At 75.4% G+C, this 19,262-nt stretch carries 13 protein-coding genes; 1 reads left to right on the forward strand and 12 read right to left on the reverse strand.

Going from position 1 to position 19,262, the window contains the following annotated elements; genetic code table 11:
• Positions 1-2 precede the first annotated feature (2 nt).
• A complete protein-coding gene (locus RM779_RS21535) occupies positions 3-1,121 on the reverse strand; it encodes a ParB N-terminal domain-containing protein (RefSeq protein ID WP_311619376.1) in 1,119 nt (372 codons plus the stop codon).
• A 116-nt stretch (positions 1,122-1,237) separates the two neighbouring features.
• Between RM779_RS21535 and RM779_RS21540 the strand changes: the two genes are divergently transcribed.
• Positions 1,238-3,505, forward strand: a complete 2,268-nt coding sequence (locus RM779_RS21540; protein WP_311619377.1) for an ATP-binding protein — start codon at positions 1,238-1,240, stop codon at positions 3,503-3,505.
• Position 3,506: 1 nt separating this feature from the next.
• On the opposite strand, the gene RM779_RS21545 is transcribed toward RM779_RS21540, so the two are convergent.
• From RM779_RS21545 to RM779_RS21595, 11 genes are all read right to left on the reverse strand, one after another.
• Positions 3,507-4,157: a response regulator transcription factor gene (locus tag RM779_RS21545; protein ID WP_394813361.1), complete on the reverse strand. Its 651-nt coding sequence runs from the start codon at positions 4,155-4,157 to the stop codon at positions 3,507-3,509.
• Between the two features lie 145 nt (positions 4,158-4,302).
• Positions 4,303-5,010 carry a hypothetical protein gene (locus RM779_RS21550; protein ID WP_311619379.1) on the reverse strand — a complete coding sequence of 236 codons (708 nt, stop codon included), beginning with the start codon at positions 5,008-5,010 and terminating at the stop codon, positions 4,303-4,305.
• Positions 5,007-6,200, reverse strand: coding sequence for a type VII secretion protein EccE (locus RM779_RS21555; protein WP_311619380.1), 1,194 nt, complete (start codon positions 6,198-6,200; stop codon positions 5,007-5,009). Before RM779_RS21555 ends, RM779_RS21550 begins: the two co-directional genes overlap by 4 nt.
• Positions 6,197-7,687: a type VII secretion protein EccB gene (gene eccB / locus RM779_RS21560; protein WP_311619381.1), complete on the reverse strand. Its 1,491-nt coding sequence runs from the start codon at positions 7,685-7,687 to the stop codon at positions 6,197-6,199. Before eccB ends, RM779_RS21555 begins: the two co-directional genes overlap by 4 nt.
• Entirely contained in the window at positions 7,688-9,115 is a 1,428-nt protein-coding gene (locus RM779_RS21565) for a S8 family serine peptidase (protein ID WP_311619382.1), read from the reverse strand. It abuts the gene before it with no gap.
• A gap of 14 nt (positions 9,116-9,129) precedes the next feature.
• A complete protein-coding gene (gene eccD, locus RM779_RS21570; protein ID WP_311619383.1) occupies positions 9,130-10,566 on the reverse strand; it encodes a type VII secretion integral membrane protein EccD in 1,437 nt (478 codons plus the stop codon).
• Between the two features lie 13 nt (positions 10,567-10,579).
• Positions 10,580-14,590, reverse strand: a complete 4,011-nt coding sequence (gene eccCa / locus RM779_RS21575; RefSeq protein ID WP_311619384.1) for a type VII secretion protein EccCa — start codon at positions 14,588-14,590, stop codon at positions 10,580-10,582.
• Positions 14,591-14,651: 61 nt separating this feature from the next.
• Positions 14,652-16,961 carry a putative alpha/beta hydrolase gene (locus RM779_RS21580; RefSeq protein WP_311619385.1) on the reverse strand — a complete coding sequence of 770 codons (2,310 nt, stop codon included), beginning with the start codon at positions 16,959-16,961 and terminating at the stop codon, positions 14,652-14,654.
• Between the two features lie 67 nt (positions 16,962-17,028).
• Complete coding sequence (locus RM779_RS21585; RefSeq protein ID WP_311619386.1) at positions 17,029-17,376, reverse strand: hypothetical protein; 348 nt, start codon at positions 17,374-17,376, stop codon at positions 17,029-17,031.
• A 64-nt stretch (positions 17,377-17,440) separates the two neighbouring features.
• Positions 17,441-18,829 carry a hypothetical protein gene (locus tag RM779_RS21590; RefSeq protein WP_311619387.1) on the reverse strand — a complete coding sequence of 463 codons (1,389 nt, stop codon included), beginning with the start codon at positions 18,827-18,829 and terminating at the stop codon, positions 17,441-17,443.
• A 1-nt stretch (position 18,830) separates the two neighbouring features.
• Positions 18,831-19,214, reverse strand: a complete 384-nt coding sequence (locus RM779_RS21595; protein WP_077059866.1) for a hypothetical protein — start codon at positions 19,212-19,214, stop codon at positions 18,831-18,833.
• Positions 19,215-19,262: the final 48 nt, after the last annotated feature.

Genomic DNA, 19,262 nt, shown 5'->3' on the forward strand with positions numbered 1-19,262 from the left:
CCTCAGTGATCCTCGGGGCCGCGGCGCGGCCCGCGCTGTTCTCCGCGGCGTTCGACGCGCTGGGCGAACGCGAGCCAGGAGGCCGCGCACTCCCGCGCCGCCGCCGCGACCAGTCCTGTGCAGTGGGCAGGCACGGCCTCGGCGAGGCGCTGCCAGGTGGCGGACGGCACCGAGTGCGCGTCCATGAGGCGCAGGATGCTGCGGCCCGCCTCGGAGAAGCGCAGCGAGGGGTCCCGCTTCAGCTTCCGCAGCAGCTCCTTCGCCCCGGCGCCGTCCTCCTGGTTTCCGGCCGCCGCCGCGGACACGGCGTCGTGCGGCGTCACCGGCGCGCCGCGCGGGGGCCTGGGGGCCTGGGCGGCCCGGTGGGCCGTCGGCTCCGGCGGCTCGATGCGCGCCGTCGCCTGGCGCCTGCGCAGCCCGGCGGGCACCGGGTGCTGTCCCGAGGTCAGCCGCCGCCGCACGTCGTGCGCGGTGCCGATCGATATGGCGGCCTCGCGCGCGATCTCACGCAGGCTCGCGGCCGGCCGTTCCCTGATCAGCCGGCTCGCCAGCAGGCGGCCCTGCGCCGCGTTCAGCGGCCGGGTCCTGCCGTCCCGCCCGACGCGCCCCGCGAGTTGTGCGGCGTCCCCGCTCGCGCGGCGGCGGATCGACGCGACGCTCTTCGCCGACAGGCCGGTGATGTGCCCGATCGCCCGGTCCGACCACTGCGGGTGCGAGCCGAGCAGGCGGCGCACCGCGGCGGTGCGGTCGGCCGTGGACAGCGGCAGGCCGTGCGTCACGTTGAGCCGCACCGACAGTGCGAACAGGTCGTGCTCGTGCCCGTCGACGAGCCGCGCCTCGATCGTCTCGTGCCCGCGCAGAACGGCCGCGCGCACCCGGTGCCTTCCGTCGATCACCCGCATCGTCGGGCGGTGCACGAGGATGGGCGGCAGCGGGTTGTCCGTGGCCGCGAGCGCGTTCACGTGCTCGATGTCCAGGCCCGCGAGCCGCGGTGAATCGGTCAGCCGCAGCACGGCGACGGGCACCGGGGTGACGGGGATCTCCTCGACGGGCTCCGTGGCCCGCACCACCGGATGCACCCCGGAGTACTCCGCGAGATATGCGCCCGGTTCAACGCCCACCGTTCATCTCTCCACGTTACTCGTCGAGGGTTTTCCGCATACTATGGGCGCTTTCCAGGACGCGTGAGGGCCGTTCGACCCACACCGGAGAGCAGCGCGATGCGAGGGCGTGCACGGTGAGACCACCGCAGACTTCCCTGCCGCCGGGGCCCGCCGAGCGGGAGTTCATGACGTTCGCCCGGCAGTTCGCGTTCTACGGGCGCACCGTGGTCATCGGCGCCTGTTCCGTGCTCGCCGTACTCGCCATGCCGGTGGACGAGATGGCCGTGACCGCCCTCATCTGCGGTGCCGTCCTGGCCTGGTGCGGCGTGCACCTCGCCTGCGCGGACGCGCCCGGCAGGTCGAGGACGATGCTGGCCGCGGACCTCGTCGTCATGACGGGCCTGTGCCTCAGCAGGCCGCTGACCGTTCCCGAGTCGCAGACCGCGCACGACAGTACGTGGATCGTGGTGGCCGTCAGCTTCCTCGTGGTCTCCTACCAGCTGTCGCACCCGCCGCTGACCGGCGCCCTCGTCGCCGTGCAGCTGTGCCTGGCCGACCTCGCCGGCGCCGCGCTGGCGAACCCCGGCACGTGGCAGGGGGCGCTGCCGGTGGTCTCCTGGGTGCTGGTCGAAGCGGTGCTGGCCCGCGTCCTGTTCGGGCTCGTGCTCCGCGAGAGCCGGGCGGCCGACGCCGCGCTGGCCGAAGCGGCCGCCGCCCGCCGGGACCTGGAGGTCGCCGATGCCCGCCGGGCCGCGGAACGCGAACACCTCGCCGTCCTCCACGACACCGCGTCCGCGACGCTGCTGATGGCGTCGCTGCCGGGATCGCCCGTCAGCCGCGGCGACTTGCGCGCCCAGGCCGCCCGCGACCTCGACCGGCTGCTGGCCGGGCAGGCCGCCGCGGGGGAGGCCGACGTGGCCGCGGAGCTGGCCGCCGAGATCGCCGCGCACCCGGGCCTGACGGTCACCGCCCGCCTCGCCGACGACCTCGGTACCGCGCCAGGCGCGGCCGTGGCAGGACTGCGCGACGGCATGGGCGAGGCCCTGCGGAACGTCGCGCGCCACGCGGGGGTCACCGCCGCGGCCGTCACGGCGGAACGCACCGGGCCGACGCTCCGCGTGACCGTCGCCGACGAGGGCGCCGGCTTCGACCCGGCGGCCGTCCCCGCGCACCGGCAGGGCCTGAAGCTGTCGGTCACCGGCCGGATGGCCGCGGCGGGCGGCCACGCGGCCGTCGCCTCCCGGCCAGGACGGGGCACCACGGTCCGCCTGACCTGGCCGGGCGAGGCGGTGCCCGGCGCGGCGGAACGCGACGAGCTGGTCGGCCGCCACCTGTTCCGCGGCCTGCGCCACGCCGGACTGATCATCCTGGCCGTCATCCACTTCGGCCTCGCCCTGCCCGCGCTGCTCGGCAGCCTCTCCGGCTACCGCCATCCGCTGCTCCAGCTCGCCGCGTTCGGGCTGCTGACGGCCGTCGTCGCGGTCACCGCCGCGTTCGTCGTACGGGGGCGGCCGTGGCCGCGGCGCTGGGTGCCGCTCGCGCTCGCCGCCGTGTTCGCCGCCTCGGTGGCCGCGACCAGTCAGCTGCCGGGCGGGGACTTCCTGACGACGCCGCACTGGGCGTTCCTGGAGACCGGCTGGTTCGGCGTGGTCCTGCTCGGGCACCGCGGGCTGCGCGCCGTCGGGGCGTTCATCGGCTGCCATCTGGCGGTGACGATCGCCCAGTTGCTGGCCGCGGGCGTGCCGGGCCGGGCGGACGCGGCCGGGATGGCCGTCAGCGCGCTCGCCGTCTGCGGCTTCCAGGTGGCCGTCGTGCTCGGCACCGGCCTGCTGCGCGAACGCGGCGACGCCATCGGGGCCGCCGCGCGAGACCGGGACACCATGCGCATCCGGGCGGCGGCCGCCGTGCAGATCCACGCCGACCAGCGCGAACGGTACCGGGCGCTGCACGCCACCGTCTTCCCGCTGCTCACCGCGCTCGCCGAGGAGTCGGCCGACCCGGCGGACGAGGAGGTGCGGCGCGCCTGCGCGCGCGAGGCCACGCGGCTGCGCCGGCTGTTCGCGGAGAGCGACTACGCCGCGGACCAGCTGATCCACGAGCTGCGCGCCTGCATCGACGTCGCGGAACGCAACGGCGTCACCGTGCAGCTCGCGGTGCGCGGTGAGCCGCGGGGCCTGCCGCAGGACGTGCGGCGCGCGCTGACGGACCCGGTCATCACGGCGCTGGCCGCGGCCAGGCGGACGGCGCGGGCCACCGTGGTGCGCGCCCCGGGGCAGGTGCGGGTGGGCATCGTGATCGACGTCCCGGAGGCGCCGATAGCGGCCGGCCCCGCGGGCGGGGTGCGCATCCGGCGGGTCAGCGGCGAGGGACGGCTGTTCGTCGAGGCGGCCTGCGCGGCCTGACTTACAGCTCGTCGAGGGAGATCAGGCCGTCCTGGACGGCCCTGGCCACGAGGTTGGCCTTGGTGTTCGCGGGCCGCCCGGCGTTCGCGTAGCGGATGCGCACGCGGTCCAGGTAGGTGTTCACGGTGCTCACTGACAGGCCGAGGCTCTCGGCCACCATGGCCTTCGACTCGCACTGGAACCACTCCAGCAGCACCTCTATCTCGCGCGGCGTCAGCGTCGGCCGGCCGGGGCTGCGGTCGCTGCCGAACGCGCCGGCGAGCCCCGGCGGCGTGTAGGGCCGCCCGGCCGCGGCGGCGTGGATCGCGGCGACGAGGTGCCGTTCCCCCTCCGACTTGGTCAGGTAGGTGAACGCGCCGAGGTCCAGGCAGGTCAGCGCCGCCTCCTGGCTGTCCCGCATGGTGTAGACGATCACCTTGCGGTCCTGCGCGACCAGCCGGTTGACCTCGGTGTAGGCGGGCGTCTCGCCCGTCAGGTACAGGTCGAGCACCACCACGTCGGCCTCGCGGCCGGGACCCGCGAGGGCGACCGCCACGTCCGCGCCCTCGGCGAGCACGCGTATCGGCTCCGCCGCGGCGGCGCACCAGCCGCGGATGCCGGCCCGCACCACGGGGTGGTCGTCGATCAGCACGGCGCTCACCGCCCCGGGCACGGGCGGACACGGCTCGCCGCCGGCCGGCCCACTCGGCTCTTCGTCCACAGATGACCCCATGGTGATGGTGGGCCACAAGTCTATGGGGGGTCATGGGCAGCTTTCGACACAGTGTCGATTAGTGCCGGCGGGCGGCGGGCGGCGGTCAGCGGGTGCCATGCGGGCGTCTGCCCGGTGTCAGCAGGGCCGTTTCGCCCGGGGAGATGTCCAGGCTCAGCACGTCGGGTTCCGCGCCGGGGCGGAAGACGATGATCTCCCCGGCCGCCAGCACGGCGGTGCGCCGGGCCGCCTCCTCGCCCAGCAGGCGCCCCACCGGCTCCGCGAACCGCGCGTCCAGCGCGAGCACCGCGTCCGCCGTCGACCAGAACACCGAACGCCGCGGCGCGTTGCGCGTCACGTGCAGCACCGTGCGCCACGGCCCCTCGGCCAGCCCCGCGGGCGGCGCCCGCCGCAGGTCGCACATCAGCGCCTGCGGCCCGTCGGCCACCGTCGGCGGCGCGGGCGGCGCGGCCGGCCAGCCCGCCACGTTGTCCGTGACGACCAGCCGGTCGCCCGCGGCCTCCCCGACGGACGCCCACTGGTCAGGCACCCGCGTGGCCGCGGTGACGCGGGCGCCGACGCCGAGCAGCCGCAGCGCGAACAGCCTGCTGAACAGCGACTCGCCCAGCACCGCGATGCGCGAGCCGGCGGGTCCTGGCGCCGCGAGCGACACCGGCTGCCCGGCCGCCGTCGTGCCGAGGTGCACGCCCGCCTGGCCCGGCAGCAGGCCGAAGGCGGGCACCGACGCGTCCTGCCAGGACGTGGCGGGCAGCGTGGTCAGATCGGGCGTGGCCGCCCGGCGTGCGGGGCTCATCGGGCTCCTCCGGCCGTGGTCGAGGTCGGGCCGCCCGCGCCGGCCGCGGTGCCGGAGAACCCGGCGGCCTCGACCAGTGGGCGCGAGGGATGGGCGACGGGCAGGGTCGCCAGCAGACCGGCGGCCTGGTCCTCGGCGGGCGGGCCGACCGCCCCGGCCCGCACCAGCCGGTCCCGTTCGGACGCGGCGTGCTGCGCGAGCGTGCTGACGATGCGGACCGCGGTCCTGATCCGCAGCTCACCGCCCTCCGCGGTGAGGGTGGCCGCCGCGACCACGCGGTCCGCGGTGCACCCGGCCAGGCCCGCGAGCAGCCGCGCCCAGTCGCCCTGGCCGCCGACGCGCGCCGTGACCGTGCAGTGGGTGGCCGCGCTGCCCGCCCAACTGCCCGCCAGCGCACGGCCGTCGCCCGAGGTGTCCCCGATCTGCCGCAGCAGGTCGCGCAGCGCGTCGGCGTCCAGTGGCGTGGTCGCCACGCCGAACGCGGCGAGCCGCGCCCTGATCCGCGCGGTCGCCGCGGCCACCGCGGCGCGCGCCCCGGCCGCGCCGCCGCCGCGCCGTTCCGCCGCCTCGGGCGCGTCGATCGGCTCGTGCCGCACCACGAGCCACGACCGCAGCGCGACGGGCCGCCCGCCCGTGGGCAGCTGGCGGTAGCAGATCGTCGGCTGGTAGCGGTAGTGGAAGTCCCAGGGCGGCAGGCCGAACTGTTCCACGACGAGCTGCGCGGCGGCCGGGTACGCCGGGTCCTCGGCCAGCCACTGCGCGACGGGCCCGGCCGGCACGGCGGGCAGCGCGCCGCCCGGGAACGCGAGCACCGCGGCGTAGCCGCGCCCGTCGGCGAGCACGCCGAGCGCGTAGCCGTTGCGGTCGGCCACCTCGGTCACGTCGAGCGCGGGCAGCAGGGTGTGGACGACACCGAGGTGGTCCGCGGCACCGGCGGCGGGGCCGGCGACCGGCGCGCCGGTCAGGGCCCGGCGCCGCACCCGTTCCAGGAGCCGCTGGTCGGCCCAGCCGCCGCGGCTGCGCAGCAGCGCGCCCGTGGCGAGCAGGACGCCGAGGGCGCCGAGTGCCCAGGCCCATGGGCCGCTGTCGTGGAACGCGATCCCGGCGGCGAGGCAGCCGAGCGCGCTCTGCACGGCGACGAGCCGGCCGCGGCCGAAGCGCGCGCCGGGGACGTTCGGCCCTGTGCTCATGCGCCGCCTCCGTTCTCTTCGGCGTTCTCTTCTGGGGATTCGTCAGTGGTCTCCGCGGCTTCGTCCTCGCCGTCGGGCCGGCCGCCGCGCTGCTCCCTGGCGGCGGCCTGCGGGTCGAGCACGGGGCCCGCGGGCAGCAGGCCGACGAAGCTCCGCGGCACGGACAGCGCCTCGTCCGGCGCGTACCGCAGCCGTTCCACCGCCTCGGGGGAGGCGAACGGGTAGCCGGTGCCGCTGTCGGTGACCAGGACGTACGTGCCGCCCGTGCCGCCGGAGGCGCTCGCGCGGACCAGCGCGCCGGAACCCGCGGGCATCCAGATCTCGTCGAGCAGCCCGAGCCGCGCCCCGTCGGCCGGGGTCACCGGCGTCAGCCCGGCCGGCTCCGGCAGCGCGGCGGGCAGGTGCACCTCCGCCTGCCAGGGCGCGTCGCCCGGCCGGCCGCCTGGCGGGCTGCTGACGCACACCGGCTGGTTGCGGCCCGGCTCCGCCGCGTCCGGCAGCGCGTCCGGCCACGCCGGGTCGCCCGGCGCGGAGTCGTCCGAGCGCGGCGCGCGGGCCGCGTCCGAGGCGCTGATCTCGTGGCCCTCGGCCTCGGCACTCAGCAGCGTGTGCACCAGTTCGGGAACGGACACCAGGCCGTCCGGGCGCACCAGGTAGTACTGCCGCCCCGCGCCGCCCCCGGCGGTGTGCGCGAGATCGCCCACGGCGGCCTCGAACGGCAGCTCCACGTCCGGCGCGGCGCCGCTGCCCGCGCCCGGTTCCGGGATGGTGATGGCCGGGCCCTCGGGCACGGTGGCGATGAACTCTTCCGGCAACTGCACGGCGGCGACGCTCTGGAGCCCGAGCAGGTCGCGGATGCCGGGCTCGATGGCGTGCCTGCGGCCCTCGGTGAGCAGCCAGAGACCGCCGTCCCCGGCCTGGATCAGCACGGTGGCGCCGCCCGCGCCGCCCGCGCCGCCGTCCCCGCCGTCCGGCGCGACGCCGGGGACCGACAGGTACAGGGCGGTCCGCGTCGGGTCGCCGCCCGTCTCCGACGGCGTGGCGCACAGCGTCCAGTCCTCGTCGACCAGCGCGTCGGCGTCCGGCAGCGCGTCGGGCGCGCCGGGGATGCCGACGGGCAGCCCGCGGGGCGCGTCGTCGAGCGTGGCCTGCCGCACCTCGGTCAGCTCGCCGCCGCCGACCAGCAGCGCGGAGGCGAGGTTGAGCGCCGGGTGCACCACGCCGTCGTTCACGACGTAGCGCCCGCCGCTGTCGCCGACGACGACGGCGCCGGTGTCCGGCAGCGCGGGCCCGCGCCCGCCGCCGAGCCAGCCGGCGATGCCGAAGCCGGCCATGATGAGGATGCCGATGGCGATGCCGCCGCCCAGCGACCGGTTCAGCCGGCGGCGCGGGTCGAACCTGGCCTCGTCGGCGCCCCGCAGGAGGCTGGTGGTGCGCCGGCGGTTCTCGTAGGCGTACGCCTCTGCCTGTTCGCGTGTCGTTGCCATCTATCGGGTCCGGTTCCTGGTCGGGTGCGCGGCGCCGCGCGCGGGTCGTTCCGTGCCGTCGAGCCAGGCGTGGCCGCCGGGCGCGGCCGGTGGCGCGGCGGCCCGGCGTTCGCCCTCGGCCGGGCCGGGCCCCGGGCCCGCCCGCCAGCCGCGCCTGGCGGCGCGGCGCACGGCGGGCGCGCCGAGCAGGCCGAGGACGACGGCGAGCAGCAGCACGCCGCTCCACGCCAGCGCCGTCGCCGCGGTCGAGGACAGCAGCGGCTCCTCGCGGGGAACGGCCTGGACGGGGATGTGCCCGGGCCGGGCGGCGGCGTCGTCGTTGTCGCCGGTACCGTCCGCGCCGTCGCCGCCGCCGAGGTGGGTGAGGGCGCTGAACGGGTCGACGATGCCGGCGCCGGTGCGGTCGTTCCGGCCGCCCGCGACGGGGGTGGCGGAGTCGGTCAGCCGCTGGGCGACCTCGGCCGCGGTCAGGTCGGGGAAGCGGGAACGGACCAGGGCCGCGGCGCCCGAGACCTGGGCGGCGGCCATGCTGGTGCCCGCCTCGGCGCGGTAGCCGGAGCCGCCGGGCGCGACGACGGCCATCTCCTCGCCGTAGCCGGCGAGATCGACCCACGGGCCCGCGTTGGAGGAGTCCAGCGGCTGGCCGTCGTCGCCGACGGCGCCCACGGCGAGCACGCCGTCGTAGGCGGCGGGGTACATCAGGCCGCCGGAGACGCCCTGGTTGCCCTCGTTGCCCGCGGCGGCGACCACGACGACGTCGGCGGCGACGGCGCGGGCGACGGCGTCCCGGACAGGATCGTCGTCGACGGGCCTGGCCAGGGACAGGTTGATCACCCCGGCGCCCGCCTCGACGGCGTCGTCGATGGCGGCGGCGAGGGTGCGGGGGGTGGCCCGGTCGACGCCGTCGTCCATGCGGACGGGGTAGACGGCCGCACCGGGCGCGACGCCGCTCATGCGGTCGGAACGGTGTGCGGCCACCAGGCCGGCGATGGCGGTTCCGTGCCCTTCGCAGTCCTGAACGGGCTCGACCGCCGTGCGTTCGAACTCCTCCTCGGTCATCACGCCGCTGAACTCGCTGCCGTTGTGCACCTGGCCCGCCAGGTCCGGGTGGGTGGCGTCCACGCCCGAGTCGACGACGGCTACGGTCACGCCCTCGCCCAGGGCCAGGTCCCACGCCTGCCACAGCCCGAGGCGGTCGACCAGCGGGTAGGGCCCGGTGCCGTCCGGCAGGTCCTCGCCGGTCGCCTGGGTGCGGCACGGTTCGGCGGCGGCCTGGGGCGCGAGGCCCGGTACGGCGAGCGGCGCGGCGCACAGCGCCAGCGCCAGCGCGAGAGCGCAGGGCAGCGCCGTTCGCGCCGTTCGCGCCGTTCGCGCCGTTCGCGCCGTTCGTTCCGTTCGCTTCGTTCGTTTCGTTCGTTTCGTCCTCATCGGCGACGCCCGCCTCATACCCGCAGGTTCAGGAGGGCCGAGTAGACCTCCCAGACGGCCAGGGCGAGCGGCACCACGGACAGCAGGACCGTCGTCTCCAGCATGTCGAGCGAACGGGACAGCCGCGGGTTCACGTGCTGGCGGCCCGCGAAGAGCGCCACGCAGCCCGCGATCAGCGCGGTCAGCAGCGCCACGGGCAGCGCGATGCCCAGCGGCGCCAGGGTCTGCCCGAGCCGGTCGGCCAGCGCGAACGCGGCGGCGCCCGCCGTCGTCAGCAGCGCGGTGGCCAGCGGAACGACCCGCTGGCCCGCCTCCTTGAACAGGCGGGCCCGCATCAGCATCAGCACCACCAGCACGGCGCCGAGCACGCCGGGCCACAGGCCGCCCGCGGCGAACAGCACCAGCGTGCCGCCGCCCGCGACGACGTGGCTGCCGGCGAGCAGCCCCGTCAGGAGGCGGCGGGCGCGGGCGATCCTGGCGCGCAGCGCCTCGTGGGCGAGCTGGCTCGGCAGCGACTCCACGTCCTCGGCGGTCGCGGCGACGTGCGGCGCGGGCATGCGCGCGACGCGCAGCGCGAGCGTCGGCCACAGCGTGGTCAGGGCCAGGGCCAGCGGGGCCGTGACCGACGCGGCCTCGGCGGCCGTCACGTCCCATACGGCGGCGAGCAGCGCGCCGGTCGCGGCCAGCGGTCCGGTGACGACGAGGGCCGCGAACGTGCCGTCGCCGCCGCCGATCAGCACCGGGCCGAGCGCGCCGACGACAGCGAGCACCGCGCAGGCCAGCAGCAGGTGTCCCGCGGTGAAGCCGTCGACGGTGCCCGCCTCCGTGCCCAGCAGCCGGGCGGCGCCCAGCACGGCGGGCGGCGCGGCCAGCACGGCGGCGAACGTGCCCGCGCGGACATCGCCGAACGCGCGGGACATCAGCACGCCGACGGTCAGCGCGAGCAGGGCGGTGGCCAGGCCGAGCCAGCCGGGCAGCCGGCCGGGCGCGACGGCCAGCGCGCCGCAGCCCGCGAGCAGCGCGACCGCGGCAAGTGCCGCCGCGGTGCGGCGTGTTGCGGCGGCCGGCCAGCCGAAGCGCACGCCGTGCTCGCCGATGACCTCGGCGACGTCGTCGTACAGCGGCGGCGTGGTGTCGTCCCGACCGTGCCCGAGGAAGAGGAGGTCGCCCTCGCGGACGCCCTGCGCGGCGAGCGGGGCCGCCGCGTCCAGGCGCGTTCCGTCGGCCCGGCGCAGTATCCAGCCGCCGTGCCGCACGCCGCCGTCCTGGCCCGGCTCCTGACCGGCGTGCCGCAGCAGTCCCGGCATCAGGCGGGCCAGCGGCACCCCGGCGGGCACGGCGAGGTCGGCCCGCCCGGCCGGGCCCGCCAGGCCGATGCGGACGAATGCGGATTCCGTGCCGGGCTGCGGCTGGTGGGTGCGGCTGCCGTTCGTGGTGAGATCGGCGGTCATGGCGTCGTCCTGGTCATGGCGTGGTTCCTCGGTCCTGGGTGAGGGGCGATTCGGCGCGGGCGACCTGCACGGGAACGTTGCCGAGCCGGCGGTGCAGCATCAGGCCGCGGCCCCTGCGCCGCTTCACGGACTTCAGACCCCAGATGGGCATTTCGTCCTTGGGAATGCTCAGCAGGACCGCGGGAGTGTTCAGCTCCTTCAGGCGGCCGACGACGGGCTCGGCCACGCCGCGGGAGGCGCCGGCGGCCTGGCGCGCGAGGTAGATGTGCAGGCCCATGCCGCGGGCCTGGGGCAGGAAGTCGAGCAGGTACTTCAGGGCGTTGCCGCGGGAGGTGGCGACCAGGTCGTAGTCGTCCACGACGAGGTAGATCTCGGGACCGCTCCACCAGGAGCGGTCGCGCAGCTGCTCGGGCGTGACGTCGGTGCCGGGCAGCCGCTTCTTCAGCCCTTCCGCGAGCCCGCCGACGACCTCCATGGACCGTTCGTGCGTCGTGGAGTAGCCCAGCAGGTGCGGCCCTTCGAACTCCCTGAGCATCGTCATGCGGTGGTCGAGGATGATCAGCTGGGCCTGCTCGGGCGTGAACGCGGTGGTCACCTGCCGGGCGACGGACCGCAGCAGCGACGTCTTGCCCGACTCGCTGTCGCCCAGCACGATAAGACCGGCCTCCTCGCCCGGCCGGAAGGTCACCGGCTCAAGACGGTTGCCCTCGGTGGCGACCGTGATGCCGGGCCGCTCGTCCGGCAGCGCGGCGGGCACGGGGAACGTGGTGGGCAGCAGCCGCACCCCCGGCGCGCGGGGGCCCTGCCAGGCGGAGTCGACGCGGCGCACGAGGTCGGCGATGCCGTCCGCGAGCCCTTCGGCCGAGGGAACGCCGTCCACGCGCGGCACCGCGGTGAGGAAGTGCAGCTTCTCGTTCGGGTCGGTGATGCCGCGTCCGGGGCGGCCGCCGGGGATGGTGCGCTGCGCCTTGCGGTCCACCTCGGAGTCGAGGGCGTCGCCGAGCTTCAGTTCGACCTTGGTGCCGATGAGGTCGCGCAGGCCCATGCGCATGTCCAGCCAGCGGTTGCCGGTGACGACCAGGTGGATGCCGTACGTCAGCATGCGGCCCGCGACGGCCATCAGGGTCTGTTCCAGCTCGGGGTAGGTCTGCCGCAGCACCGCCCAGCCGTCGACGACGAGGAAGACGTCGCCGTGCGGCTCCGCGGAACCCGCCGTCTCGCCGGTGCGGCTCGCGGCGCGTTTGGCGCGGTAGTCCGCCATCGAGGTCACGCCCAGCTCGCGGAACCGGCTCTCGCGGCTCTCCAGCACAGAAAGGACCTCCGCGACGGTGCGGTTGACGCTCTCCGCGTCCAGCCGCCCGGCGACGCCGCCGACGTGCGGCAGCCCGGCCATGCCGAACAGCGTGCCGCTGAAGTCCAGGCAGTAGAACTGCACTTCGAGCGCGGTGTGGCGCAGCGCGAGGGAGGCGATGAGGCTGCGCAGGGCCGTCGACTTGCCGGAGTGCGGCCCGCCGACGATCGCCACGTGCCCGCCGGCGCCCGCGAGGTCCAGCGTCATGGGGTCGCGCCGCTGGTGGAAGGGGCGGTCGACGATGCCGATGACGCCGGTGAGCGGCGGCCGTTCCGGCGCGCAGCCGTAGCCGCGGCCGGTCCGGACGGACAGGTCGCCGAGCAGCGCGTCCAGCGGCTCCGGCTCGTCCAGCGGCGCCAGCCACACCTGATGCGCCTGCGGGCCCTGCCCGGTCATCTGCTCGACCATCACGCCGAGCACGGTGCTGCCCAGCGACTCGTTGTCCTCGAACTCGTCCGGCTCCGGCTGCGGTTCAGGATCGGGAACGGTCTGCTCCGCGGGCACCGGCAGGTAGCCCGCGGGGAACGGGCGGACATCGAGGCCGCCGCCGAGCGCCGCGCCGCCGCCGTCCCCGCCGTCCGTGCGGTACGGGCCGGAGACGTACGCGGCGCGGAAGCGCTTCAGGGTGGCGGTGTCGGTCTTGAGGTAGCCGTGTCCTGGGGCGGTCGGCAGGTGGTGGGCGTCGGTGACGCCGATGGCGGTGCGGGACTCCGACTCGGAGAACGTGCGCAGGCCGACGCGGTACGACAGGTGGGCCTCAAGACCGCGAAGACGCCCCTCGTCCAGACGCTGGGACGCCAGCAGCAGGTGCAGGCCCAGCGAGCGGCCCAGGCGGCCGATCTGCACGAACAGATCGGCGAAGTCCGGCTTTTGCGCGAGCAGTTCGGAAAACTCGTCGACGACGATGAACAGGCTGGGCAGCGGCGGCAGCGCCGCCCCGCGCTGCCGCGCCCGCTCGTAGTCGCGCACCGACACCAGGTTGCCCGCGTCCCGCAGCACCTCCTGGCGGCGGTTCATCTCGCCGGACAGCGCCTCGCGCATGCGGTCGACGAGGGTGAGGTCGTCCTCCAGGTTGGTGATGACGGCGGCCACGTGCGGGAGTTCGGCCATGCCCGCGAACGTGGCGCCGCCCTTGAAGTCCACCAGCACGAAGTTCAGCTGGTCGGGGCCGTGTGTGGCCGCCATGCCGAGCACCAGCGTCCGCAGCAGCTCCGATTTGCCGGAGCCGGTCGCGCCCACCAGCAGGCCGTGCGGGCCCATCCCGTTGAGCGCGGACTCCTTGATGTCCAGTTCGAGCAGGCCGCCGTCGGCGGATACGCCGATCGGCACCGCGAGCCGGTCGCGGATGGGCCGCGGGCGCCACAGCGCGTCCAGGTCAAGGCGCCCCGGGTCCGGCACGTTCAGCAGCGCGGGCAGTGTGTTGACGGCGGTCGTCAGGTCCTCCGCGTCGGCCGTCGTGGCCGCCGTGTCCACCCGGTAGTACGCGAGCTGCGTCGCCAGCGCCTCGGCCTCCGCCGCGGACAGGCCGTCCGCGGTGCCGAGTTCGTCCCTGGTCTCGCCCGCGACCACGGACAGCGTCCCGCCCGCGATGTCCAGGCGGACCCCGTGCGCGTCGGTGAGCGGCGCGGCGCGGCCGTCCAGGTCGAGCACGGTGACGCCCTGCATGCCGTTCGGGTCGAGCAGCGCCTCGCCGCCCGTCACGAGGCCGCCGTCCAGCACCACGAGCAGATGCGGGATGTCCGGGTCCGGCTCGGCGTTCCGGTTGAAGCGGGTGCGTCGCGTCAGCTCGGAGCCGAGCCAGTCCTCCAGCACGCCGAGCATCCCGTGCAGCATCCGCACCGGACCCACGTGGTCGAGATCGTCGGGGTGGTGGGCGTGCGGCAGCCACTTCGCCCAGCCCCACTCCGGCCCCTCGACATCGCGGGTGCAGACCACGATCCGCAGATCGCGCGGCGAGTGGAACGCGGCGGCGTGCGCCACCACGGCGCGCGCCAGGGCGCGCGCCGCGCCGGGCTCCTCCGCGGTCAGGGCCAGCGAGGCGAAGCGGCGCAGCGCGACCTGGACGGGCAGCCCCGGCACCACCGAGTGGGCGTCGATGAACCGCTTCAGCGCGACCGCCGACAGCGGATCGAGGTCCTCCACCGGCGGTGACTCGCCCGGCACCAGCGGCGTCGCCAGGTACCGCGGCCCCGCCCCGACCCGGACGGTGCCGAAGTCGTCGTCGGTGCCGCGCCGTTCCCACAGCCTGCGGCTGCCGGCGAGGGCCCAAAGGCCCCCGGGCTCCGGCGCGTTCCACTCCAGCGCCTCACGCTGCGCGGCGGCGGTGCGCCGCACCTGGGCGCGGGTGCGCTCCAGGTAACGCAGGTACTCCCTGCGGTCGTTGCGCGCCTGGCTCTTGGCGGAGCCGCGCTGCCGCAGCACCGAGCCGACCACCATGGCCAGACACGACACCAGGAACATGGTGCCGACGATGTACCCGATGGCGCCGCGCCCCATCGTGAGCATGTACAGCACCGAGCCGAGCCCGCTGAGCGCGGGCAGCGCCGTCATCCAGACGTTGCTGTCCTCCGGCTGCGGCAGCGGCGGCGGCGCCTTGAGCACGAGGTCGCTCTCGGGCACGGCGGGCCTGGCGGCCCGCGCCGGCCGGCGGAACACGGTGGTGGGGCTGGTCACGGTCGTGTTCCTGCCTTTCTGACGTGCCTGGTTCTTCTGGGCGCCGGGCCGGCCGCCCGGGTCACGGGGCGGCTATGTCCCGGCGGAGGCTGCGGTAGTCCTCCACGTGGTCGTGGTAGCCGCCGTCCCGTTCGAGATCCCCGAGATTCGGGAGGAAGTCCACGTCCCCGCGCCCGTCGCGCAGTGCGTCGACCTGCTCCTGGCTGATCGGCGGGTTGTCGGCGTTCGCGGCGCCCTGCGCGATCCAGTACCTGGCCTCGCCCTCCTCGGCGACGGCGTCCTCGTAACTCGCCGTGCGCCGCAGTTCGTCCGCGGTCGGCGGCTCGCCGACGGTGGCCGACTCCAGACCGGAGATGATGGGACCGGTGATGCCGGTCACGGCGCCCGCGGGCGGAATCATGCCGATCGTGTCGTTGATGGCACTGGCCATCTGGAAGCCGTTTCGCCAGTTCTGCTCGACCCGCTGCGAGGCGTCCTCCGGGTTGGTGCCCGCGACGGTGTACTCGGCGTAGTCGAGACCGCCGTGCAGCCTGGCCAGGTTTTCCAGCGAGCCCTCGACGGTGCCGCCGCCCTCGTTGAACGCCTGGGTCATCCGCTGCTGGGCATGGGCGTTGACGCCGCCGTAGAACTCGTCCTTCTGCTCCTGCTCCCGGGTGGCCACGAAGTCGAAGAAGCCGTTGCGCGCGTCGCCGTCCAGTGCGAAGCCCGGCACCTCCTGGCCGAGAACGTTCCGCACCATCCCGTCGTCGTCGGTGCCCTCGCGGGCCAGGAAGTCGAGGTAGGCGAGACCGGTGTCGAGCACCGCGTCCTCGACGTGCTGCGTGGTGGGGCCGTCGCCGCGGGCCACGGCGGTGTCCCCGCTGACCACCTCCAGCACGTTCTTCGCCGCGTCGAGCTGGTACCGGCTCGCCTCCTCGCCGTCCGCCGGGATGGTCGCGGCCCGCATGAAGTCGGCGGCGGCCTCCCCGTTGTCCTGGCTCCAGTTCAGCCGCGCGAGCGTGTCGACCCGCTCCACCGAGTCGAGGGTCAGCGCGGCTGCGTCCGGGTTGGTGGCGACCATGGTGAGCACCTGGCCCGTGCCGGTGAGGTCGTCGTAGAGGTCGGCATCCCGGACGTAGTTGGGACTGCCGGAGATGGAGTCGGCGCGCGCGTCGCGCTGCCACAGCTCGTAGTCCGTCTGGATGCCCAGGGCCGCCGCGCCCATGTCCGCGCCGAACCGGTCGCCCGGCGGCACGCTCGCGTGCGACATGAGTTCGCCCAGGCCGTTGTACTGCCCGATGCGCTCGTTGACCTGGTCCTCGTCGAGATCCTGGTTGAGGAAGTTCTCGTTGATCAGCGGCTTGACCGAGTCGGGAACGAGGTGGTCCTCCTCGGCCGGGTCGATGCCGCCGCGCTCGGGGTCCATCAGCGTGTTGATGCCGTCGGCCACGCTGCCCCGCGCGCCGTCGTACCGTTCGCCCTCCAGGTTGCCGAGTGCCGCGAGGTCGTCGGCTTCGAGGGTGTCGTAGAAGCTGCGCAGGTAGCTGCGCTCCTGGGAGGTCAGATCGTCGCTGCCGGCCAGCCGCTCGACGCCCGCGGTGTAGCGCTCCAGCTCCTCCGGGTCCGGGTCGTCCTCTTCGAGCAGCCGCTCCAGCTGTTCGGCCTCGTGCTCGGCCCGGCCGTCGGTGTGCCAGAACGGGACCGGGGAGTCGGAGACGTCGTAGCCGTACTCGGCGAGCTGGCCCTCCTTGCTGTGCAGCATCGCGTAGTAGTCGTCGATCCGTTCGAACATCAGGTCGTGGGAGAAGGAGACGCCGTCCGCGGCCTGAGTCAGGCGGTAGTCGCGGATGTGCGCCTCGACCAGATCCTTGCGGAAGGTCGGCTTGGTGTAGGTGAACGTCTCCTCGTAGACGGTGTAGGAGAACAGGTCGTGCTCCCCGCCGTCCTGCTCCGACAGCCAGGTCTCGAACATGTCGTAGTCGCTGGTGGCGCCCGACTGGTGCCGGTCCACCAGCCAGTCAAGGCCCATCGGGCCGTTGATGGCGTCGTCGTTCGACTCCAGGACCGACTCCGCCTCGCCGGCCACCGTGTTCAGCACCGACGAGATGTTCTCCAGGTTCTCCGCGCCCAGGTCCTCGTACGTCTGCGTCAGGTGCTCGGAGGCGTCCGCGTAGATCGCGTTGCTGCCGCGGGTGCCGGCCCGCTCCTCCAGGCTGGAGGCGTAGGCCGCGACGCCGCCCGCGTCATCGGCCTCCTCCGCACCGTTCCGGAATATTCCCGCGAGCGAATCGATCATTTCCAGATCGGTGTCGGAGGCGAATTCGCTTTCCAGCTCCCACGGGTCAACGCCCGCCTCGTCGATGACGTCTTGTTTGGTGATGGATATGGACACGGCTGAGCTCCGGGGAAGAGGAATCCCGGCGCACGGGAATTCCGGGGAAAATGCCGGGAAACTGGAATTAGATGCGGTCGGCGATATCGCGGCCGACATCGGTCAACTGGGCGCCGCCGAGGACGTATCCGGCCTCGGCGTCGGTGTCGTCGCCGATGTTGCCCGCGGTCACCGCGCCCGTCGCGATCTCGCCGCGCGTGTCCTGCACGCGCTGCGCCGCGCGGGACCGGTCGCCCGCCGCCGTGTTCAGCGAGGAGCTGAAACCGGCGGCGCCAGACCCGCCGAAGTGGGTGGAGGCGGGCGACGCGTTGCCGACGCGGCGGGCCAGGCCGCCCGCGACCTCGGCGGACTCGTCGTGGTGCCCCGCGCTGGTGCGGAACTCTTCGGGAAGGTACTCGGTCGCGTCGTCTGCCATCTGGTCCTCCTTCGGTCCCCCCTGGTCACTGCCCCGGTGCCGCGGCACGGCACCGGACGGCCGGTCACTCCCCGAGCACACCGGGCCCGGCCTTCCGGCCGGACGCCCACACACTCGGGTCCTCGGTCAGCTCGGTGGGCCGGTGGTGGCGGGTCCGCTCCTCCGCACGGTCCCGCGTCCGCGCGGCCGCCGCCGCGGGCGGCGGGCCGCCGGCCAGCCGCGCCGCCGCGTCCCTGGGCCGCGCCCGCACCGCGCCGGGCGACTCGGCCGTCGCCCTGCGCCCGGCCGCGCCGCCCCGGGCGGTGCCGCCGGTGCCGCCGGCGCGCGAGGCCGCCGCGCCGGGCGGCGGCGTGAACGGCCGCCCGCCCTGGGCCGCTTCGTGCATGGCGAACCGGCCGGCGACCGTGGCCCGCGTGTGGAGGTTGCGCGTCGCCTGCTGCACCATCTGGCCGCGCGCGGGGCCGGTGTGGCCGACGCTCGGCGGCATCATCCCGCCGTACAGGTTGGCCAGGCCCGCCGCCGTGCCGCCGGCACCGATCACGCCGGCCCCGGCCATTCCGAAGCCGGCCGCGATCGTGCCGGGGCCGGTGCCGAGGCCGGAGTAGCGCGTCGCGTACTCGGTGACCTCGCCGAACGGCTGCCCGGTGACCGGGTCGATCCAGCGGCCCGTCACGGTGTCGAACTCCCGGCCGGTGGCCGGGTCCACGAGGAAACCGGTGCCCGGGCTCTGCACCCAGCCGGCGAAGTCGCCCTGGTCGGGGCCGAGTACACGCGAGTAGGGGTAATCGCCGACGCCGACGTGCGCGCCGTTGGCCGTCTGGACCAGCGCGCCGGAGCCGCCGTACCCCGCGGCGCCCGCGGAACCGGCCGCGCCCGCGCCCGCGACGCCCCCGCCGCCGGACCCCGCGCCACCCGCGCCGCCCGCGCCCCCACCGGCTCCGCCGCCGCCCGCGCCGCCCCCCGGCGCCGCGGGCACGTCGCCGCCCGTCACCTGCGCGATCGTGTCGCCGAGGCGCGCCCGCACGTCCTCGGCGGCGCGGATCAGCTTCTGCTTCTCCTCGTGCTGGCGCTCCGCCGCCTGGACGGCCGCCATCCCGACATCGGGACCCGCGGGCGTCTCGGACGCCTCGTCGTACCTGGCCTCAAGACCGAGTGCCTCCTCCGTCGCCCTGGCGGAGGTCTCGCCCGCGACGCTCAGCTGCTCGGCGATCCGCCGGGCCACCGCGCCGGCGCCCCCGGCCCAGGAGGCGGTGCCCTCGACGCGCTCCGCCAGCTCGATCAGCCCGACGCCGGTCTCGGCCTGCGCCGCGGAGGCGGTGCCGGACAGCCGGTCCTCCTCCGAGGTGCCCGCGCCGGCCAGCGCGATCCACGCGCCGGCCGCGGCGAGGATGCGGACGTGCGCGGCGCTGTAGATATCCGCGACGATGCCCTTGAACTCCCCGTCGGTCGTCATGTCACTGCACCTCCAGGTACGCGCCGCCGCCGCCCCCGGAGGAGTGGAGGAAGTTGTTCATGTACTCGACGGCCTCGGTGGCGTTGTTGAGGCGGACCCGGGCCTCGTCGTCCGTCTCGTCGGCGATCTGCGCGGTCTCGCCCGCGCTGGTGCTGATGTCCTGGATCGAGATGCCGGCCCGCTCCAGCTGGTCCAGCATGGCGGCGGCCGCGGATTCCAGCGCCGCCTCCGCGGCGGCGCCGTTCGGAGCGGTGCCGAACAGCCCCTGGGCGGAGGCGATGTCGATGAACTTCGCCCGCATACCGGCAAGTTGGTCACTCCCGCCGGCGCCCGCCTCCACATCGCGCGCGGCGCCGGGGTTCAGCTCCAGATCCCCGTCACCCATCTCGCGTCCTCCCCTTGTGCGTCACCGTCTCGTCGCTGTCTCGTCGCC

The organism is Streptomyces johnsoniae, from assembly GCF_031845565.1.
GTDB lineage: Bacteria > Actinomycetota > Actinomycetes > Streptomycetales > Streptomycetaceae > Streptomyces > Streptomyces johnsoniae.

Excerpts from the sequence above, each read along its gene's own strand:
- RM779_RS21565 (WP_311619382.1), bottom strand. The coding sequence starts at position 9,115 with ATGAGGACGAAACGAACGAAACGAACGAAGCGAACGGAACGAACGGCG.
- RM779_RS21595 (WP_077059866.1), bottom strand. The coding sequence starts at position 19,214 with ATGGGTGACGGGGATCTGGAGCTGAACCCCGGCGCCGCGCGCGATGTG.
- RM779_RS21585 (WP_311619386.1), bottom strand. The coding sequence starts at position 17,376 with ATGGCAGACGACGCGACCGAGTACCTTCCCGAAGAGTTCCGCACCAGC.
- RM779_RS21555 (WP_311619380.1), bottom strand. The coding sequence starts at position 6,200 with ATGAGCACAGGGCCGAACGTCCCCGGCGCGCGCTTCGGCCGCGGCCGG.
- eccD (WP_311619383.1), bottom strand. The coding sequence starts at position 10,566 with ATGACCGCCGATCTCACCACGAACGGCAGCCGCACCCACCAGCCGCAG.
- RM779_RS21590 (WP_311619387.1), bottom strand. The coding sequence starts at position 18,829 with ATGACGACCGACGGGGAGTTCAAGGGCATCGTCGCGGATATCTACAGC.
- eccB (WP_311619381.1), bottom strand. The coding sequence starts at position 7,687 with ATGGCAACGACACGCGAACAGGCAGAGGCGTACGCCTACGAGAACCGC.
- RM779_RS21550 (WP_311619379.1), bottom strand. The coding sequence starts at position 5,010 with ATGAGCCCCGCACGCCGGGCGGCCACGCCCGATCTGACCACGCTGCCC.